The sequence below is a fragment of the Exiguobacterium undae DSM 14481 genome, assembly GCF_000620805.1.
Taxonomy (GTDB): Bacteria; Bacillota; Bacilli; order Exiguobacteriales; family Exiguobacteriaceae; genus Exiguobacterium_A; species Exiguobacterium_A undae.
On sequence record NZ_KK211187.1, the window covers coordinates 1236810 to 1254701 of the forward strand.

19 protein-coding genes and 1 riboswitch are annotated in these 17892 nt (G+C 49.1%); of the genes, 16 read left to right on the forward strand and 3 right to left on the reverse strand.

What is annotated here, in order from left to right; all coding sequences use genetic code 11:
• The 5 genes from pknB to P397_RS0106905 all read left to right on the forward strand — a co-directional run bounded on the left by pknB (position 1) and on the right by P397_RS0106905 (position 4905).
• Positions 1 to 1923: a Stk1 family PASTA domain-containing Ser/Thr kinase gene (pknB, locus tag P397_RS0106885; RefSeq protein ID WP_028106002.1), complete on the forward strand. Its 1923-nt coding sequence runs from the start codon at positions 1 to 3 to the stop codon at positions 1921 to 1923.
• A gap of 32 nt (positions 1924 to 1955) precedes the next feature.
• Positions 1956 to 2861, forward strand: coding sequence for a ribosome small subunit-dependent GTPase A (gene rsgA / locus P397_RS0106890; protein WP_028106003.1), 906 nt, complete (start codon positions 1956 to 1958; stop codon positions 2859 to 2861).
• 1 nt (position 2862) lies between these two features.
• Positions 2863 to 3519, forward strand: coding sequence for a ribulose-phosphate 3-epimerase (rpe, locus tag P397_RS0106895; RefSeq protein WP_028106004.1), 657 nt, complete (start codon positions 2863 to 2865; stop codon positions 3517 to 3519).
• A 23-nt stretch (positions 3520 to 3542) separates the two neighbouring features.
• Positions 3543 to 3649: riboswitch (TPP riboswitch) on the forward strand.
• Positions 3650 to 3712: 63 nt separating this feature from the next.
• Complete coding sequence (thiT, locus tag P397_RS0106900; RefSeq protein ID WP_028106005.1) at positions 3713 to 4273, forward strand: energy-coupled thiamine transporter ThiT; 561 nt, start codon at positions 3713 to 3715, stop codon at positions 4271 to 4273.
• The gene (locus P397_RS0106905) at positions 4273 to 4905 is read left to right on the forward strand and encodes a thiamine diphosphokinase (RefSeq protein ID WP_028106006.1); all 633 of its coding nucleotides are present in this window, start codon (positions 4273 to 4275) and stop codon (positions 4903 to 4905) included. Before thiT ends, P397_RS0106905 begins: the two co-directional genes overlap by 1 nt.
• Positions 4906 to 5357: 452 nt before the next feature.
• On the opposite strand, the gene P397_RS0106910 is transcribed toward P397_RS0106905, so the two are convergent.
• Both P397_RS0106910 and rpmB read right to left on the reverse strand, forming a co-directional pair.
• The gene (locus P397_RS0106910) at positions 5358 to 6761 is read right to left on the reverse strand and encodes an amino acid permease (RefSeq protein WP_028106007.1); all 1404 of its coding nucleotides are present in this window, start codon (positions 6759 to 6761) and stop codon (positions 5358 to 5360) included.
• 140 nt (positions 6762 to 6901) lie between these two features.
• On the reverse strand, positions 6902 to 7090 hold the full coding sequence (gene rpmB / locus P397_RS17760; RefSeq protein ID WP_012370787.1) for a 50S ribosomal protein L28: 189 nt from the start codon (positions 7088 to 7090) through the stop codon (positions 6902 to 6904).
• A gap of 283 nt (positions 7091 to 7373) precedes the next feature.
• Between rpmB and P397_RS0106920 the strand changes: the two genes are divergently transcribed.
• From P397_RS0106920 to rnc, 11 genes are all read left to right on the forward strand, one after another.
• Positions 7374 to 7736, forward strand: a complete 363-nt coding sequence (locus tag P397_RS0106920; RefSeq protein WP_014970720.1) for an Asp23/Gls24 family envelope stress response protein — start codon at positions 7374 to 7376, stop codon at positions 7734 to 7736.
• Positions 7737 to 7761: 25 nt separating this feature from the next.
• Positions 7762 to 9435, forward strand: coding sequence for a DAK2 domain-containing protein (locus P397_RS0106925; protein WP_026832599.1), 1674 nt, complete (start codon positions 7762 to 7764; stop codon positions 9433 to 9435).
• A gap of 91 nt (positions 9436 to 9526) precedes the next feature.
• Positions 9527 to 10189 carry an L-serine ammonia-lyase, iron-sulfur-dependent subunit beta gene (gene sdaAB, locus P397_RS0106930; RefSeq protein WP_026832600.1) on the forward strand — a complete coding sequence of 221 codons (663 nt, stop codon included), beginning with the start codon at positions 9527 to 9529 and terminating at the stop codon, positions 10187 to 10189.
• Between the two features lie 4 nt (positions 10190 to 10193).
• Complete coding sequence (gene sdaAA, locus P397_RS0106935) at positions 10194 to 11090, forward strand: L-serine ammonia-lyase, iron-sulfur-dependent, subunit alpha (RefSeq protein WP_026832601.1); 897 nt, start codon at positions 10194 to 10196, stop codon at positions 11088 to 11090.
• Positions 11074 to 13104, forward strand: coding sequence for an ATP-dependent DNA helicase RecG (gene recG / locus P397_RS0106940; protein ID WP_026832602.1), 2031 nt, complete (start codon positions 11074 to 11076; stop codon positions 13102 to 13104). The genes sdaAA and recG overlap by 17 nt, the downstream gene beginning before the upstream one ends.
• An 85-nt stretch (positions 13105 to 13189) precedes the next feature.
• A complete protein-coding gene (gene fapR, locus P397_RS0106945) occupies positions 13190 to 13759 on the forward strand; it encodes a transcription factor FapR (RefSeq protein WP_026832603.1) in 570 nt (189 codons plus the stop codon).
• Positions 13756 to 14751 carry a phosphate acyltransferase PlsX gene (plsX, locus tag P397_RS0106950; protein WP_026832604.1) on the forward strand — a complete coding sequence of 332 codons (996 nt, stop codon included), beginning with the start codon at positions 13756 to 13758 and terminating at the stop codon, positions 14749 to 14751. The genes fapR and plsX overlap by 4 nt, the downstream gene beginning before the upstream one ends.
• Positions 14752 to 14764: 13 nt before the next feature.
• A complete protein-coding gene (fabD, locus tag P397_RS0106955) occupies positions 14765 to 15685 on the forward strand; it encodes an ACP S-malonyltransferase (protein WP_028106008.1) in 921 nt (306 codons plus the stop codon).
• Entirely contained in the window at positions 15682 to 16413 is a 732-nt protein-coding gene (gene fabG, locus P397_RS0106960) for a 3-oxoacyl-[acyl-carrier-protein] reductase (protein ID WP_026832606.1), read from the forward strand. The genes fabD and fabG overlap by 4 nt, the downstream gene beginning before the upstream one ends.
• A gap of 69 nt (positions 16414 to 16482) precedes the next feature.
• The gene (gene acpP / locus P397_RS0106965; RefSeq protein WP_012370777.1) at positions 16483 to 16722 is read left to right on the forward strand and encodes an acyl carrier protein; all 240 of its coding nucleotides are present in this window, start codon (positions 16483 to 16485) and stop codon (positions 16720 to 16722) included.
• A gap of 58 nt (positions 16723 to 16780) precedes the next feature.
• The gene (gene rnc, locus P397_RS0106970; RefSeq protein ID WP_051523909.1) at positions 16781 to 17551 is read left to right on the forward strand and encodes a ribonuclease III; all 771 of its coding nucleotides are present in this window, start codon (positions 16781 to 16783) and stop codon (positions 17549 to 17551) included.
• Positions 17552 to 17601: 50 nt separating this feature from the next.
• Here the strand turns inward: rnc and P397_RS0106975 are convergent, their stop codons facing one another.
• Positions 17602 to 17802 (reverse strand): DUF1128 family protein, encoded by a 201-nt coding sequence (locus tag P397_RS0106975; protein WP_026832608.1) that lies wholly within the window; start codon positions 17800 to 17802, stop codon positions 17602 to 17604.
• Positions 17803 to 17892: the final 90 nt, after the last annotated feature.

Here is a 17892-nt window from a genome sequence, read left to right on the forward strand (position 1 = left end):
ATGCGTTACGGAGATCGATTGAATGACCGCTACCGCATAGAACGGCTGGTTGGAAATGGCGGGATGGCAAACGTTTATCAGGCATATGATGAAATCTTGAATCGAATGGTCGCAATCAAAATTTTACGTACTGAGTTTTCGCATGATGAACAATTCATCCGTCGATTTGAACGAGAAGCACATGCTGCAACGAGTTTAAATCATCCAAATATCGTTGCCGTATATGATGTAGGGGAAGAAGAAGCGATTTATTACATCGTGATGGAATACATCGATGGTATGACATTAAAAACGTATTGTGAAGGTCAGGCTTTACCGGTGGCAACAGCGATTGACATCATCAGCCAGATCTGTGACGCCATTGATCATGCGCATGCGCACCGGATCATCCATCGCGATATCAAACCACAAAACATGCTCGTCCGAGCGGATGGAACCGTCAAAGTGACGGACTTCGGCATCGCTGTTGCGATGTCGAATGCGACGCTGACGCACACGATGTCTGTGTTAGGATCCGTCCATTACTTTTCGCCGGAACAGGCGAAAGGGAAATTCGCGGATGAAAAATCAGATATTTATTCACTGGGAGCGGTACTCTACGAATTGGTGACAGGAAAAGTTCCGTTTGAAGGGGATTCACCGGTCGCAGTGGCCTTAAAACACTTGCAAGATACGGCGCGGCGTCCGACCGAATTAAATCCTGCCGTCCCACAAGCGCTGGAAAACTGCATCATGCAGGCACTCGCGAAAGCACCACATGACCGGCAACAGTCGGTGGCGGCTTTTAAAGAGGACATGGTGACCGCCATGTCTGACGAACGGGCACAGGAAGGCATTCGTGGAGACGATGAAATGGAACAGACGATGGTATTGAGTCCCGTGTCTTTGCCAAACGATTCGAAAGAAGAAGCCGTGTCTCCAACGGTTGCGACGGTCTTGCCGAAGGAACAAAAGAAAAAGAAGCGGACCTGGTGGATCGTGCTCGTCTTGTTCCTGTTACTGGGCGGGGCGGCAACGACATTTGCGATGTGGCCGGATCCGACAGTAGTCGTTCCGGACGTAGCGGAAACGGATGCAGACGAAGCAGAGACGAAACTCGAAAAACTCGGGTTCCTCGTCGAGTCGACGGAACGTTCCAGTGACACGGTCGAAGAAGGTCTTGTCATCAGTCAGTCGCCGCGCGCAGAGGCGGCTGTCAAAAAAGGATCAACGGTCGAGTTAGTCGTCTCGACGGGAAGTGATCCGGTCGAAGTGCCGGATGTATCCGATGAAACAGAAAAACGAGCGATTGCGATATTAAAGGACAGTGGATTTGAGAAAGTGGATGTTGAACGGGAAGAATCAGAAGACATCGAACGCGGAAATGTCATCCGACAGTCCATCTCAGCCGGAACCGAGGTCATTGCGAAAGAACAAATGATCACCATCACGGTCTCGAACGGTTCTTCTGCCTTTGCGCTAAAGGATTTGACGAATCTATCGAGCGATGAAGCCAAAGCGTACCTGGATGAAATGGGACTGGACGGGACATTTGAACAAGAGTTTTCAAGTGACGTCGAACTGGATCAAGTCATCCGGCAATTTCCACAGGCCGGTGTTCAAGTCGAACCCAATGACTCGGTGACGGTCTTTATCTCACGCGGTGAGGAAGAAAAAACAGTCACGGCTACATTCCCTGAAAAAGTGGTGTATGATGGCATCAGTGAAGAGGATGAACCAGCACCCCGTCAAGTCGTCCGGATTGAAACGGAAGATGCGAAAGGAAAGCGGACCGTCATCGAAGAATCGATTGATCAAGATGAAACCTTTGATGTCCCGTTGACGATTGATCCGGGGGAAGAAGGAAAAATCACGATCTATAAAGACGATGACGTATATCGTTCGAAGACCATCACGTACAATCAAGCAAAATCACAAGAGTAAGCAGCGGAATGCTGACAAAAGGAGTGCATAGGATGGCGGAAAGTCGAATTGAAGACAACCGGGACGGAACGATTATTCGTCTGCAAGGTGGATTTTATGATGTCATGACCCCCCAAGGAGAAATCCGGTCACGCGCCCGGGGTAATTTCAGAAAACGTGGAATCAGTCCTGTCGTAGGCGATGAGGTTGTATTACACATCGAAAGTGAGACCGGCTACATTTTGGAAGTGAAAGAACGTCAAAATTTCTTGGTCCGACCACCGGTTGCGAATATCGATCAAGCACTACTGGTCGTCTCAGCTGCGGAACCCGATTTTTCCGCCCATCTGCTCGACCGGTTTCTTGTGCTGATTGAAGCGAAGGACATTCAACCGATCATTATTTTGACGAAGATGGATTTGCTGCACGGAACTACCGAACTGGCGGTGAAAGAAGCCATCGCGGCGTACCGGAAAATCGGCTACCCCGTCATTGAGACTTCGAGTGAGACGCTTGTCGGAGTGGAGCTCGTCCGCCCCTTGCTGAAAGATAAGACGAGCGTACTGGCCGGACAATCCGGTGTCGGAAAAAGTTCCTTGCTCAACGCGCTTGAACCTTCGCTGGCCCTGGAAACGAGTCATATCTCGAAATCACTCGGACGCGGTCGACACACGACACGACACGTCACCTTGATTCCGCTCGGTGAAGGGTTAATCGCCGATACACCTGGTTTTTCAAACCTCGATTTCCCGCATGAAATGGAACTCGAAGAATTGCGTTGGTGTTTTCCTGAATTCGTCGCCTTGCAGGATGACTGCAAATACCGGGGATGTCTGCATTTGAATGAACCGGGATGTGCCGTCAAAGAAGCGATCGAAGCGCACGAAATCATGCCCTCACGCTATACGAATTATGGTATGTTTGTAGAGGAAATCAAGAATCGAGCCCGGAGGTATTGAGATGATTAAAATTGCACCATCAATCTTATCAGCAGATTTTGCAAACTTGGAACGGGACGTCAAAGCTGTCGAGGCGGCAGGCGCCGATTACATTCATTTTGATGTCATGGATGGTCAGTTTGTCCCGAACATTTCCTTTGGTTTACCGGTTTTAAGCAGTTTACGCCAAAAAACAGACATGGTTCTCGACGTTCATTTAATGATTGATCGGCCGGAAAACTTTGTGGAAGCTTTTGTTGCAGCAGGTGCTGACATCGTGACCTTCCATGTTGAGGCGACGAACCATGTGCATCGTGTCCTCCAGCAAATCAAAGCAGCGGGTGCGAAGGCGGGGGTTGTTCTGAACCCGCATACACCGCTGACGACGATTGAACATGTCTTAGAAGAGGTCGATATGGTCTTGTTGATGACGGTTAATCCTGGATTTGGCGGTCAAGCCTTCCTGCCGGGTGTCATGACGAAACTGAAGCAACTTGCAGACCTAAAGGCAGAACGTGGGCTGACATTTGAAATTGAAATTGATGGGGGTGTGAATGCGGAGACAGCGAAGCTGTGCATCGAAAACGGGGCGAACGTCCTTGTTGCCGGATCCGCCATTTACAATGCACCTGATTATACGGAAGCAATCACTAGTATTCGCAGTGCCGCTCACGTATAATAAAAAGGCAAACAAAACTTAATGAAGACCGCAAGGGGTGTCGCGTCAAGCGGCTGAGAGAAGTGATTGGACTTTAACCCTTCGAACCTGTTCCGTTCAGACGGACGTAGGGATGTGGCGCACGCAGGCAGTACGGCGTTCGTCGTACTGCCTTTTTGCCGTCCTGCGATTTTATTTTTAGGAGGAAACAAGTATGAAACGGCTACAAATGTTAATGGAAATTGCAATTTTTGCAAGTATCGGGGTGGTATTTGATTTATTGATTCCCTTTAAGATGCCTCAAGGAGGCGCTATCAGCTTAGCGATGCTACCGATTTTTGTGATGGCGTTCCGTCACGGCGTCGTGGGTGGTGTTGTGACAGGAGCTCTCGTCGGAACGATTCAGCTGATGTTCGCACCGCAAATCTTGACGGTCGTCCAACCGTTACTCGATTATACGATTGCGTTTGGTGTAGTTGGACTGAGTGGTTTATTTGCCCGTCAAGTCAAAAAGGCGGCAGCGGCTGGGAAAAACGGACGTTTGATGGCTATCGTGCTGATGGCAACGTTCCTTGGTGCCGGATTACGGTACGTCTGTCATGTCATCAGTGGGATTGTCTTCTTTGCTGAATACGCAGAAGGTCCGGTCGTCCCGTACTCCTTGATTTACAATGCGACGTATATGGTTCCGTCCTACCTGTTGTGCGGTATCGTCGCAGGACTCTTGTTTGCGACGGCGCCACGACTTCTCCGTTATTCGGCGCGAGGTGTCTGATGCGGGCTGTGATTGTTGCAGCAGGACCGGTCGAGGACATCCCGTCCTTAACGCCGTTTATCGAGGAGAACACGGTGGTCATCGCTGTCGACGGCGGTGTCGCTACGCTAGTGCAACAAGGTCTTGCGTTTGACTTGGCAATCGGCGACTTTGATTCACTTGGATATACGCCGGAAGGGGCGGTGATTCATCCGGCTGAAAAAGATGAAACCGATTTAGAGCTCGCTTTGCGTCATGTCAGCGAACAGTATGAAGTGACGGACGTGTTGATTTTCGGGGCGACAGGTGGTCGACTGGATATGACTCTGCAAAACGTCTATTTATTGAAACAGTTTCCGGCAGCGCGTCTTGTGACGAAGCGGGAAGAGGTGCGTTTCTTACAGGAGGGACACGATCAAATCAAGGCGGACCAATACCATTACCTATCCTTCATTCCACTCGTTCCGACCCGCTTAACGCTTCGGGGTGTCAAGTATCCGCTAACCGATCATGACGTGCCCGTCGGCGGTTCCTTAACCGTCAGCAATGAATGGACGGATCATCAGCTGGCCGATGTCACGGTCCACACGGGTGAAGTGATCGTATTACGAAGTCTGTCTGATGTTGAACTACCTCCACCTACGCTTCGCTAAGAGGTGGAGGATTCCTGAGTCATTCAACCTAGCGGTCAAAAATTTATCAGGCTAACCCCGTCGTCCCGACGGTTGAACGTTGATCTTGTCCGTTTCTTTTATGCGGATGCCTACTCTGCTGGGTTTTCGCTACTTCGGTCATCCGCAAGGTGAACGTTGAAGATTTTACGTGACAGACGAACTTCCTGTCACAACCCTATACCTTCAGTTTTCAAAGAACATGACTCTTTTTTTATTCCTAATTTTAATTGCTTTCAAACCAGGAGTGTCGGGCAATTAACGTGTCGCAAGACACGCTTTGCCCGAAGACGATTCATCTCCCACTTGCACTAGGGCTTCGCCCTGAACGTTTAGAAGTGGGAGTATTCTCGACTGATTTTGATAAAAAATGACTAAAAAAAAGAACGTGACGGTCAGGAAATTACTCCTGCAGCCGATCACGTTCTTTTGGATTATGGTTCTAAGGTCGAACTGGCTGCCTGACGTTCCGTTTGGGCAGCGAGATGGTTTCCTTTAACGAACCAATGATACGACGCCCATGTCAAAAGGAAGAAGGGAACACCGATATATAAGGCGATCCGTTGATCCGCTTGGAAGGCAAGGCTGATCAGGACAAGCAGGTTCAAAGAAAACGAGAGAATCGGTAAGACCGGGAAAAATGGTGTCTTGAACTTCAACTCATTGACAGAGTGTCCGTCTTTGATGAATTGGCGACGGAAGGCAATCTGTGAAGCAGAAATCGAAATCCATCCGACCTGCGCCCCAAGTCCGGCGAGTGACAACAACCAGATGAAGACGGTATCTTCCGCAAAAAAGGCGGTCAGGAGTGATAACATGGCGAATAACATCGTAAAGCACAACGCGCGCATCGGCACTCCTCGCGAATTGATGATTGCGAGTTTTTTTGAAATCATACCTTCCTGCGACATCGACCATAACATCCGTGTCGCCGCATACAAGCCCGAGTTTCCAACGGATAACAGGGCAGTCAAGACAACGATGTTCATCAAGTCAGCCGCATAAGGAATTCCGATGGCATCAAATACCATGATGAACGGACTGCTGATTCCGCTAGCTGTTTCATAGGGAATCAAGGCTCCGACGATCGTGATTGAGAGGACAAAAAAGATGAATGTCCGCCAGACGGTGTTGCGAATGGCTTTTGGAATCGATTTTTCGGGATCACTCGATTCACCGGCAGCGACACCAATCAATTCTGTTCCTTGAAACGCAAAGTTGACGGCGATCATTGTCGTCAAGACTCCGAGTGCCCCGTTTGGAAACAGACCATTGGCCGTAAAGTTAGCGAACAGTGTGTCCGGACGGGCTGCCGTCATCTCAATCCAACCAAACCAAGCGGCTCCCCCGAGCCCGATGAAGAAAAGAATGGCAAGGACTTTTAAACTGGAAAACCAAAACTCAGCCTCCCCGAAGGCTTTTGCTGAAACGGCATTCAGACCAAATAAGATCAGCGTAAAGAGGGCGCACCAGACGACAATCGGCGTATCCGGAAACCAACGTCCCATCAAACTGCCGGCTGCCGTGATTTCGAGCGCCACCGTCACAGCCCAGCCGAGCCAGTAAATCCAACCGACGGCAAAGCCGACGCCCGGTCCGATGAACCGTGTCGTATACGTCTGGAACGATCCGGAAACCGGCATGTGCACCGCCATTTCCCCTAAACATAACATCGTCAGATACATGATGGTCCCACCCACGATGTAACTGAGCACCGCCCCGAGCGGTCCAGCTTGTGAAATCGTCAATCCGGAACCAAGAAACAGACCTGTTCCGATGATGCCGCCGAGCGAAATCATGAAGAGATGCCGGCTTGTCATTTCTCTTTTTAACTGCATGTTGACCCTTCCCCCTTGAAAAAAATAACTGCCCACTCATTGTAAGCGTTTTCAATTATTCCGACAATTAGTTTAGGAGAAAAATAAAAAATGGATAAAAAAAGAACCGGAAGGGAAGATTCCCATCCGGTTACTGCGCCTTATACGCGTTCGACTTTACCTGATTTGAGAGCTCGAGCTGAAACCCAAACCTTTTTAGGTTTACCGTCAACGAGAATACGTACTTTTTGTACGTTGATTCCCCAAGTGCGTTTCGTTTTGTTCAATGCGTGTGAACGGTTGTTTCCCGACTTCGGCGATTTCCCAGTAACGTAGCATTTACGTGCCATGTGTTCCGCCTCCTTTTATGTTGTTTTGCGTTCGTCCTAATAGACACTTTGCTATCTTAGCATGGTGTCGAGACGGTTGCAACATAAAAAAAGTAGCTGACAAGAAAAAAACTTGACAGACAACCTCAAAATTTAAAATAATGAATGAGGATGATGGTAAAAGTTCATTTGACCGCTACTATTTTTCACTTATTCATTGTATAGTCAGTACGGCGACTTTTCAATAGTAGGTCCTTATAGTAGAATTATGAGAAGAACACAATTAACAAAGGGGGCTACTCAGGTGGCGATCGAGATGAAAACGACCTATGGAAAAATTGATGTGGATAATGATGTCGTTGCGCAACTTGCAGGCGGAGCGGCAATGGAATGTTTTGGTGTCGTTGGTATGGCATCCCAGTCGCAGATTAAAGACGGACTGGCTGAACTGTTAAAACGGGAAAACTTTGCCCGTGGCGTCATCGTACGACAAGCGTCAGAGCAGGTTCATATCGATATGCATATCATTGTCAGTTACGGTACAAAAATTTCAGAGGTCGCGAACAATGTCCAGAGCCGTGTGAAGTATTCACTCAGCCAGGCACTTGGTTTAGAAGTAACATCTGTGAATATTTTTGTCCAAGGAGTCCGCTTGACGAATGTCTAAGGCGGGAATAGAGGAGGAAACTTTAGTGAGCGTAGATCGTTTAACAGGAGCGCAACTGGTCAAGATGATCCAGAATGGCGCAGCGAATCTCTATCAAAATGCGGATTTCGTCGATTCGCTGAACGTGTTCCCGGTCCCAGACGGTGACACAGGAACAAACATGAACTTGACGATGACATCGGGTTCAAAAGAAGCATCAAAAACGACATCAGACTCTGTCGCGGAAGTTGCTTCCGTGTTTGCCCGTGGTCTTTTAATGGGAGCACGCGGAAACTCGGGTGTTATTTTAAGTCAATTGTTCCGTGGGTTCTCAAAGTCGATTGAAGGAAAAGAGACGATCGATACAAAGGAATTTGCGGATGCCTTACAAAAAGGCGTCGATACAGCCTATAAAGCGGTCATGAAGCCGGTTGAAGGAACAATCTTGACAGTTGCCCGTGAGACTGCTGTAGCGGCAATCGCGCAGTCAGAAACAACATCAGATCTGCTCGAATTGATGCGTGGCATCGTCGAGTCGTCTAAAGTATCACTCGAAGGAACACCAGATCTATTACCTGTACTTAAAGAAGTGGGTGTCGTCGATTCCGGTGGACAAGGACTTGTCTGCATCTATGAAGGATTCCTCGCGACACTTGAAGGCAAAGAGTTAGAGAAGCCCCACGCACCGGTCATGGAAGCGCTCGTCGAAGCAGAGCATCATAAATCGGCTCAAAGCTTCATGTCGACGGAAGAAATCCATTACGGCTACTGCACGGAAATTATGGTCCGTTTCCAGGATGATAAATTGGCGAACACTCCTTTCAGTGAAGAAGCGTTCCGGAACGAGTTAGCGGAGTTTGGCGACTCACTGCTGGTCGTCGCAGACGAAGAATTGTTGAAGGTCCATGTACACGTCGAAACACCGGGCGAAGTCATCACAAAAGGTCAACGGTTTGGTGAACTCGTAGCGGTCAAAATCGAAAACATGCGTCAACAGCATTCGACGATTCTTGAAGAAGAGGGTGTCAATCAAGTGGCAGCTCCGGTCGCTACAAAGGCGAAAGCCCAGTCTGCACTTGTCACAGTAGCGATGGGCGAAGGCATCAGCGAACTCTTTAAGTCGCTTGGTGTCAGTGTCGTCATCGAAGGTGGACAAACGATGAACCCGTCTACGGAAGATATCGTCAAAGCGATTGAGGATGCGCATGCGGATCATGTATACGTCTATCCGAACAACTCGAACATCATCATGGCGGCAGAACAAGCGGCGTCCGTTGCTTCTTGTGGTGTGACTGTCGTCAAGTCGAAGACGGTTCCTCAAGGATTGGCGGCAACGATCGTCTACAATCCGGAAGCAACGGTCGAAGAGAACGAACGCCACATGATGGATGCAATCGCAGCCGTCAAATCCGGTCAAGTGACGTATGCCGTCCGTGATACGAGCATCGACGGAGTTGAAATCAAGAAAGATGATCATATGGCGATTGCGGAGAAACAAATCGTTGCAACGGATCATTCAAGCCTTGGAGCCGTCAAAAAGCTAGTTGATACACTGGTCACGGAAGACGATGAAATCATCACTGTCTTGTTCGGTGAAGGGGTTTCACAAGATGAAGTCGATGAACTCGTCGCTTATATCGAATCGGTTAATCCAGACGCAGAAGTGGAAGTTCATGACGGAAAACAACCGCTCTATTCTTACATTTTAAGCGTCGAATAATATAAAACGTGAACGTACCTTTTCACATATCCCACCATCTGCGATAATAGAGGTGGGATTTTTGTTTAGTTTTTAAGAGAGGGGCAATAACATGAAGTATCGGAGTGTATTTGATATCATCGGTCCAATCATGGTCGGACCGTCCAGTTCGCATACGGCGGGGGCTGCGCGGATTGGTTTGATGGCGGGGAAATTATTTGGAGAACAACCGACGGACATCACGATCACGTTTTATGGATCGTTTGCCGACACATATCGGGGGCACGGGACGGATGTCGCCATCATCGGGGGCGTACTGGGCTATGATACGTTTGACGACCGGATTCCGGAATCCATCAAGATTGCCGAGCAAAAAGGAATCCGGATTCATTTTGAGACGAGTGAAGCGCTGACGGATCATCCGAACACAGCGCGTGTTCATTTGACGAACGGGTCGGAAACATTTGAACTGGTCGGGATTTCGATTGGCGGCGGAACGATTGAAATCACAGAACTCAACGGCGTGCCATTACGTTTGTCTGGTGGCGGTCCTGCCTTGATTGTCCTGCATCACGACCGCTTCGGAGCGATTGCGGCGGTGACGAGTATTTTGGCCGATTACGAAATCAATATCGGACATATGGAAGTGTCACGGCACGAAAAAGGGAAACAGGCCTTGATGGCGATTGAGATTGATGATCGGATGCCGAGCCTTGTCTTGGAAGAAATCAACCGGTTACCACAAGTCGAACGGTCTGTCATGATGGGAGAGTGAAGAGATGTTTAAATCCGTAAAAGAGCTCGTCGCCTTAGCGACTGAAAAAAATGTACCGATTTCAGAAATCATGATCGAACAAGAAATGACGGTTCGTCATCTGGAACGGGATGAAGTATATGCGATGATGGAACGAAACCTGGAAGTGATGGAAGCGGCAGTTGAGCGTTCCCTCGCAGGGGACGGAGTGGAATCCGTCACCGGTTTGACAGGCGGGGATGCGGTCTTGTTGCAACGTTATCGTGCCAGTGGAAATGGACTGTCCGGTGATTTGCTTCTCGATGCCGTCAGTAAAGCAATCGGAACAAATGAAGTCAACGCAGCAATGGGTAAAATTTGTGCAACACCGACGGCAGGGAGTGCCGGGGTCGTTCCGGGCACATTGTTTGCTGTAAAAGATCGTTTGAATCCGACACGGGAGCAGATGTTGCGGTTTTTGTTTACGTCAGGTGCCTTTGGTTTTGTCGTCGCCAACAATGCGTCGATTTCCGGCGCCGCGGGCGGATGTCAGGCAGAAGTCGGTTCGGCAACGGCAATGGCTGCTGCTGCAATCGTTGAGATGGCAGGTGGGACACCGGATCAGTCCGCACATGCCTTTGCCATCGCCCTGAAAAACATGCTCGGACTGGTCTGTGACCCTGTCGCTGGACTCGTGGAAGTTCCGTGTGTAAAACGGAATGCGATGGGGGGGGCAAACGCGCTTGTTGCTGCTGATATGGCACTTGCAGGAATTACGTCACGGATTCCATGTGACGAAGTGATTGGAGCGATGTATGAAATCGGACAGATGATGCCGTCCGCTCTACGAGAGACGGCTAAAGGTGGTCTCGCCAATACACCGACAGGACGCTGGCTCGAATCCAAAATCTTTGGGGAACTATCGAATGAATCCATCAAATAAGGTGACGGCATTAAAAGGTGTCGGGCGTGACTTAGCCCGGAAACTCGAAGAAATGGATATCTTGACGATCGCGGACGTGCTCGAGCACGTCCCCTTTCGTTATGACGATTTTGTGACCGGTAGTTTAACGGAAGCGATTCACGAGGACAAAGTCAAATTCACCGGTCAGGTGCAGTCGGAAGCCTTGGTCCGCTATTACGGAAAAGGAAAAAACCGGTTGACGTTCCGCTTGCTGGTCGAAGAGCGGTACAGTGTCACCGTGACGATGTTTAATCGCGCCTTTTATAAAGAGCAGTTGAAGTTGGGGGAAGAAGTGACGGTCAGCGGCAAATGGGATTTACACCGGATGACGATTTCCGCGACGGAACTCCAATTCGGAGCGATCGAAGGCGAATTGACACCGGTTTATTCGCTAAAAGGAGACATGCGGATGAAAACGTTCCGACGTGTCGTCGAACTGGCTTTCGCCGAAAGTGAGCCGCTTGACGAACGGATTCCGGAGCCGATTCGCAAGACATACCGTTTACTGGATCGGATGACGATGTTGAGACGGTTACATTTCCCGACGACCCGTCAAGACCTGACGACGGCACGGCGCAGTTATGTGTATGAAGAATGTCTGTATTTTCAATTGAAGTTACAGACGTTACGCCTTGGAAAACGTAAAGGGCAAGGAATTGCTTTACCGCTGTTTCAGCAGGAAACGGAACAATTCATCCAAAACCTGCCTTTCCCGTTGACCGGCGCGCAACAGCGTGTGACGGAGGAAATCTTAAATGATATGCACCGTGCGGAACGAATGAACCGACTCCTTCAAGGAGATGTCGGAAGCGGAAAAACGGTCGTTGCGGCGATTGCCTTATACGCCACAGTTCGTGCGAGTAAACAAGGCGCTTTAATGGTTCCGACTGAAATTTTAGCCGAGCAACATGCGTCGTCGCTTGCCCCGTTGCTTGAGCCGCTCGGAATCAAGGTCGGCTTATTGACGAGTTCCGTCAAAGGGAAAAATCGGGTTCTCTTGCTCGAAGCCCTGCGGCAAGGAGAGATTGATGTGTTGGTCGGGACCCATGCTTTGATTCAAGATACCGTTGTGTTTAAAGATCTTCATCTTGTCATCACCGATGAACAGCATCGGTTCGGTGTCGAACAACGGAAACGTCTTCGTGCAAAAGCGGAACAGGCGGACGTCCTCTACATGACGGCAACACCGATTCCGCGGACGTTAGCGATTTCCGTGTTTGGAGATATGGATGTCTCAATCATTGACGAGATGCCAGCAGGCAGAAAAGAGATTGAAACTTATTGGGCAAAACCGGAACAGATTGATCGTGTGTTTGGTTTTGTCGAAAAAGAGTTGCTGCTGGGTCACCAAGCCTACATCATCACGCCACTGATTGAGGAATCTGAATCACTGGATGTGCAAAATGCGATTGAACTGCATCTGCTTTTGACGGAACGTTTTTCGACACATCAAGTCGGTCTGATGCACGGACGACTCAGTTCGTCTGAAAAAGATGAAGTCATGCAGGCATTTAAGGACAATCAAGTTCAAATTCTTGTTTCGACGACTGTCGTCGAAGTCGGGGTCAACGTCCCGAACGCATCCATCATCGTCATCTATGACGCGGAACGGTTTGGTCTGGCCCAGTTACACCAGTTACGTGGTCGGGTCGGTCGTGGTGCCGCACAATCATTTTGTATCTTAATTGCGGACCCGTCTTCCGATACCGGAAAAGAGCGGATCAAAACGATGACGGAAACGAATGACGGCTTTAAATTAGCGGAAAAAGATTTGCAGTTACGCGGGGCCGGAAACTTTTTCGGGACCGAACAAAGCGGGTTGCCCCGTTTCATCTTGACGGATCCGGCGCTCGATATCCAGGTGATGGAAACAGCACGCAATGATGCCGTCCGTTTGCTGCGTTCGGATGCGTTTTGGCATCAGGAAGAGTATGGTGTCTTACGACAGTACATCGAACAGCAAGGATTGCTGGATGGAGAAAGAATCGAATAATACTTGAAAGTGAACAACAAGGGATATATACTACTATTAGTACCAGGTGATAATAGTAGTCATCCTTCTTGTGGGAGGAACGTACATGCGGGTACCTAAGAAAGAACGACAATCAGAACTACAGCATACAATTGAACAAAATCCGTTCATCACGGATGAGGCGTTAGCCACTCATTTTAACGTCAGCATCCAGACGATTCGTTTGGACCGGATGGAGATGAAGATTCCGGAACTGCGTGAACGGATCAAACACGTGGCGACGGAACGACTGGATGATGTGCGTACGTTGACTGAAAATGAAGTCATTGGTGATATGATTGACCTGAAACTTGATACATCAGCGATTTCCATCTTGGAAATCTTACCGGAACATGCCTTTAGTCGAAATGCCATCGCGCGGGGACATATCCTGTTTGCGCAAGCCAATTCATTAGCGATCGCCTTGATCGATGACGAACTGGCATTGACGACAAAAGCAAACGTTCAGTTCACGCGCTCCGTCCATGTCGGTGAACGTGTCGTGGCGAAAGCCTTCGTCAGTTCACACCGGCAAGACGGTCGTTCCGACATCAACGTCGAAAGTTTTGTTGGGGATGAGTGTGTGTTCATCGGTGAATTCACGGTGTATCGAAGCAGTAAGGAGGAATCGAGATGATTTTAGCAGTAGACGCAATGGGCGGCGATCATGCGCCACGCGCCATCGTAGAAGGGGTCGTTCAGTTTTTAGCGGAACGTCCGACAGAGGACATTGAAATCCGTTTAGTGGGCGATGAGTTAAAATTACGTTCATACGACATCAAGGACCCACGGGTGACGATCATCCATGCGGCGTCCGTCATCACCGGAGAAGACGAACCGGTCCGCGCGATCCGTCGCAAGAAAGATAGTTCACTCGTCGTGGCTGCAAACCTGGTGAAATCAAAAGAAGCAGATGCTTTGATTTCAGCAGGCAACACGGGTGCTCTCATGACTGCCGGATTGTTTGTGATCGGTCGGATCGAAGGGGTGGACCGTCCGGCGCTGGCCCCGACTTTCCCGACACGAAACGGGAAAGGTGTCGTCATCTTAGATGTCGGCGCCAATCCGGATGCAAAAGCAGAACATCTGCTGGATTATGCCATCATGGGATCTGTCTACGCAGAACAAGTAAGGGGCATCAAACGGCCGAAAGTCGCGTTGCTAAATATCGGTTCAGAAGCCGGTAAAGGGAACGCACTGACAAAAGAGACCTATCCCCTGCTTGAGACAGCTCCGATTCATTTTGTTGGGAACGTCGAGGCGAGAGAAGCGATGAGTGGAGAAGTGGATGTCATCGTAACGGAAGGCTTTGCTGGAAATACTCTTTTGAAGAGTACGGAAGGTGCGGCCAGCATGATCATGGGCGTGATGAAGGAACAGTTCATGAGTTCGCTCAGTTCAAAAATTGCCGCATTTATTTTAAAACCGAAACTCAAAAAAATGAAACAACTGCTTGCCTACGAGGAATATGGCGGAGCCGGACTGTTTGGAATTGCTGCTCCAGTCATCAAAGCACACGGCTCAAGCAATGCTTATGCCTTCAGCCGTGCGCTGGCACAGGCACAACTGATGGTCGACCAACAAGTCGTCGCCAAAATGATTGAGGCGAAGGCAACAAAAGAAATCTAAAGGAGTGAGACGGATGGGTAAAACAGTTTGGATGTTTCCTGGTCAAGGCTCACAAATGCCGGGCATGGGTCAAACACTCGTTCAACACGACGAGACGCGCCAAGCATTAATGGATCTTGGCACACGGATCGGACTTGATTTGACAGAGTTGTTGACGACCGGAACAAAAGAGGACTTAAAAGCAACGGATCTCGCACAACCTGCCATCGTGGCACACAGTACACTCCTTGCGAACCGTTACGCCGCGCTTGGTCATCAACCGGATTTTGTACTTGGACACAGTGTCGGAGAGTACAGTGCGCTTGTTGCGGCATCCGTGTTGACACCAAGTGAAGCCGTGTATCTCGTTCGGGAACGCGGCAAGCTGATGAACCAAGTCACGGGCGGGACGATGGCGGCTGTCATCGGTCTCGATGATGTCGAAGCTGCTCATCACGCTGTCGAATCCATTGCGGCGACAGGGGAGATCGTACAGATTGCGAACTATAACTGTCCCGGACAATTCGTGATTTCAGGACAAGTGGCAGCCGTCGAATCGGCGACGGCGAAGTTAAAGGAACTGGGCGCAAAACGTGTCCTGCCGCTGGATGTATCCGGTGCGTTCCATTCATCGTTGATGACACCGTTTGCGCCGCGATTTGAAGATGTACTGGTTTCATCGCCGTTCCAAGCGGCAAAAACAAAGTTCATTTCGAACGTCGACAGCGATTTCCATGACCAACCGGACGAACTGATTCGTTTATTGGTTCAGCAACTGTATTCACCGGTCCGTTTTGAGGCCTGTGTCGAAAAGCTGATTGCAGAAGGTGCTGATACGTTCATCGAATTCGGACCGTCTTCACCACTCAGCGGACTCGTCAAGCGTATTAAAAAAGATGTCAAGATCGTCAGTATTACGACACTTGAACAATTGGAAGCGGAGGCGATTCGTTGAATAAGGTAGCACTCGTCACCGGCGCTTCGCGAGGAATCGGAGCCGCCATCGCCAAACGTCTTGCGACGGATGGATTCCGGATCGTCGTGAACTATGCCGGAAATACAGCAAAAGCGGAAGAAGTCGTAGCGGCCATCACGGCTGCCGGCGGTGAAGCGATTGCTGTCCAAGCGGATGTCGCAGATGCCGAGCAGGTCAAGGCACTCCTGAAGACGACACTTGATACGTATGGACAATTGGATTGTGTCGTCAACAATGCCGGGATTACGCGGGATGGATTATTGATGCGGATGAAGGAAGCTGATTTTGATGCCGTTCTGAACACGAATCTAAAAGGCGCTTTTCTCGTGACGCAAGCTGCGACACGACCACTTTTAAAGTCGAGTGGACGCATCATTAACATCGCATCAGTCGTCGGCATCACCGGTAATCCCGGTCAAGCCAATTATGTGGCGGCGAAGGCCGGTCTGATCGGATTTACGAAGTCAGTGGCACGTGAGCTGGCAAGTAAAGGGGTTACGGCCAACGCCATTTGCCCAGGTTTCATTGAAACCGATATGACGGATGAATTGACAGAGACACAACGCAACCAAACTCTTGACCAAATTCCGTTAAAACGATTTGGTCAGACGGAAGACATCGCGTCTTTGGTCAGCTTCATCGCTTCAGACAATGCCCGTTACATCACCGGTCAAACGCTTGCCGTTGATGGCGGCATGACAATGTAATTAAACAGTGGTACTACTTTGCCAAATCGGCAATCATCTTATATACTCAACTCATGGAGGGATTTTCAAATGACAAAAGAACAAATCTTAGTAGACGTGCAAGAAGCAATCGCAGAAAAATTAGGTAAAGAACAAAGTGAAATCACACTCGATAAATCGTTTAAAGACGATCTCGGTGCAGACTCGCTTGAAGTTATGGAACTCGTTATGGATCTCGAAGATAAATTCGAAATCACAATCGAAGATGACCAAGCAGAGAACTTAAAGACAGTTGGCGATGTTGTTAGCTACATCGAAACACAAGTCTAAAACATGAAGCTGGACCCACCGCGTATTTGCGGTGGGATTTAGCTGTTTAGGAGGCATTATGACGAATCAAAAGGGACGTCGTGTCCGAAAAGGACCCTATGTAAAACGACGCAAAGACTCACGGGCTTTGGCGCAGATCGAACAAAAATTCGAACAGCTTCAAGAACGGTTGCAGATTCACTTCTCGAATGTAGAACTCTTAAAACAAGCGTTTACCCACTCTTCGTTCGTCAATGAACAACGGGAATCCGAGGGCGATAATGAACGTCTTGAATTTCTCGGAGATGCAGTCTTAGAACTGACCGTGTCGCGCTATCTGTTTCAACACTATCCGGAACGTTCCGAGGGGGAATTAACCAAGCTGCGTGCGGCCATCGTGTGTGAGCCGTCACTCGTCCAGTTTGCAAATCATTATCAGTTTTCTGAAATGATTTTACTTGGTAAAGGGGAAGAACTGACAGGGGGAAGAAATCGTCCGGCGTTACTGGCGGATGTGTTTGAAGCCTTTATCGGTGCTTTGTACCTCGACCAAGGGATCGAAGCAGCAGAACGATTCCTCGCCGAAGCGGTTTTTCCGAAAGTGGCATCCGGTTTTTTCGAAGAGCAGACAGACTTTAAAAGCCAGCTCCAAGAAGCAATCCAACGTGTTGGTCTTGGATTGATTGAATATGAAATCATCGAGGAACGTGGTCCGGCGCACAGCCGTGAATTCATCTCGCGTGTCCATGTCTCGGACAAATTAGAAGGAATCGGGACGGGACGGTCGAAAAAAGAAGCGGAACAGCAGGCGGCCAAACAGGCGTTGCTTGTACTCAAAAATAGTTTCTGACACACAAAAAGGCACCCATTGTAAAATGGTGTGCCTTTTTGTGACGTGTGTTAAACGGTCTTCAGTGATTTCAATTCATCGACAATCGCGTCCACTTCCGCGAGTGACAAAGAATCACGCATCATGACGAAGTCATAAATCTCTTTTAAGTCATCATTTTTTGTTCCGTCGAACTGGTCCGCCTTGATGACGCCTTTGTTGATAATGTTCAATTTATCCAAAATCGCTTCAATCATTTGTTCAATCGTCATGTGTAAATTCTCCTCTTCATCTCTTTATGCCTAACATTACCATAAAAGCTACCATTTTGTAGACCTTTCGGCTATGGTAAACTAAAAGAA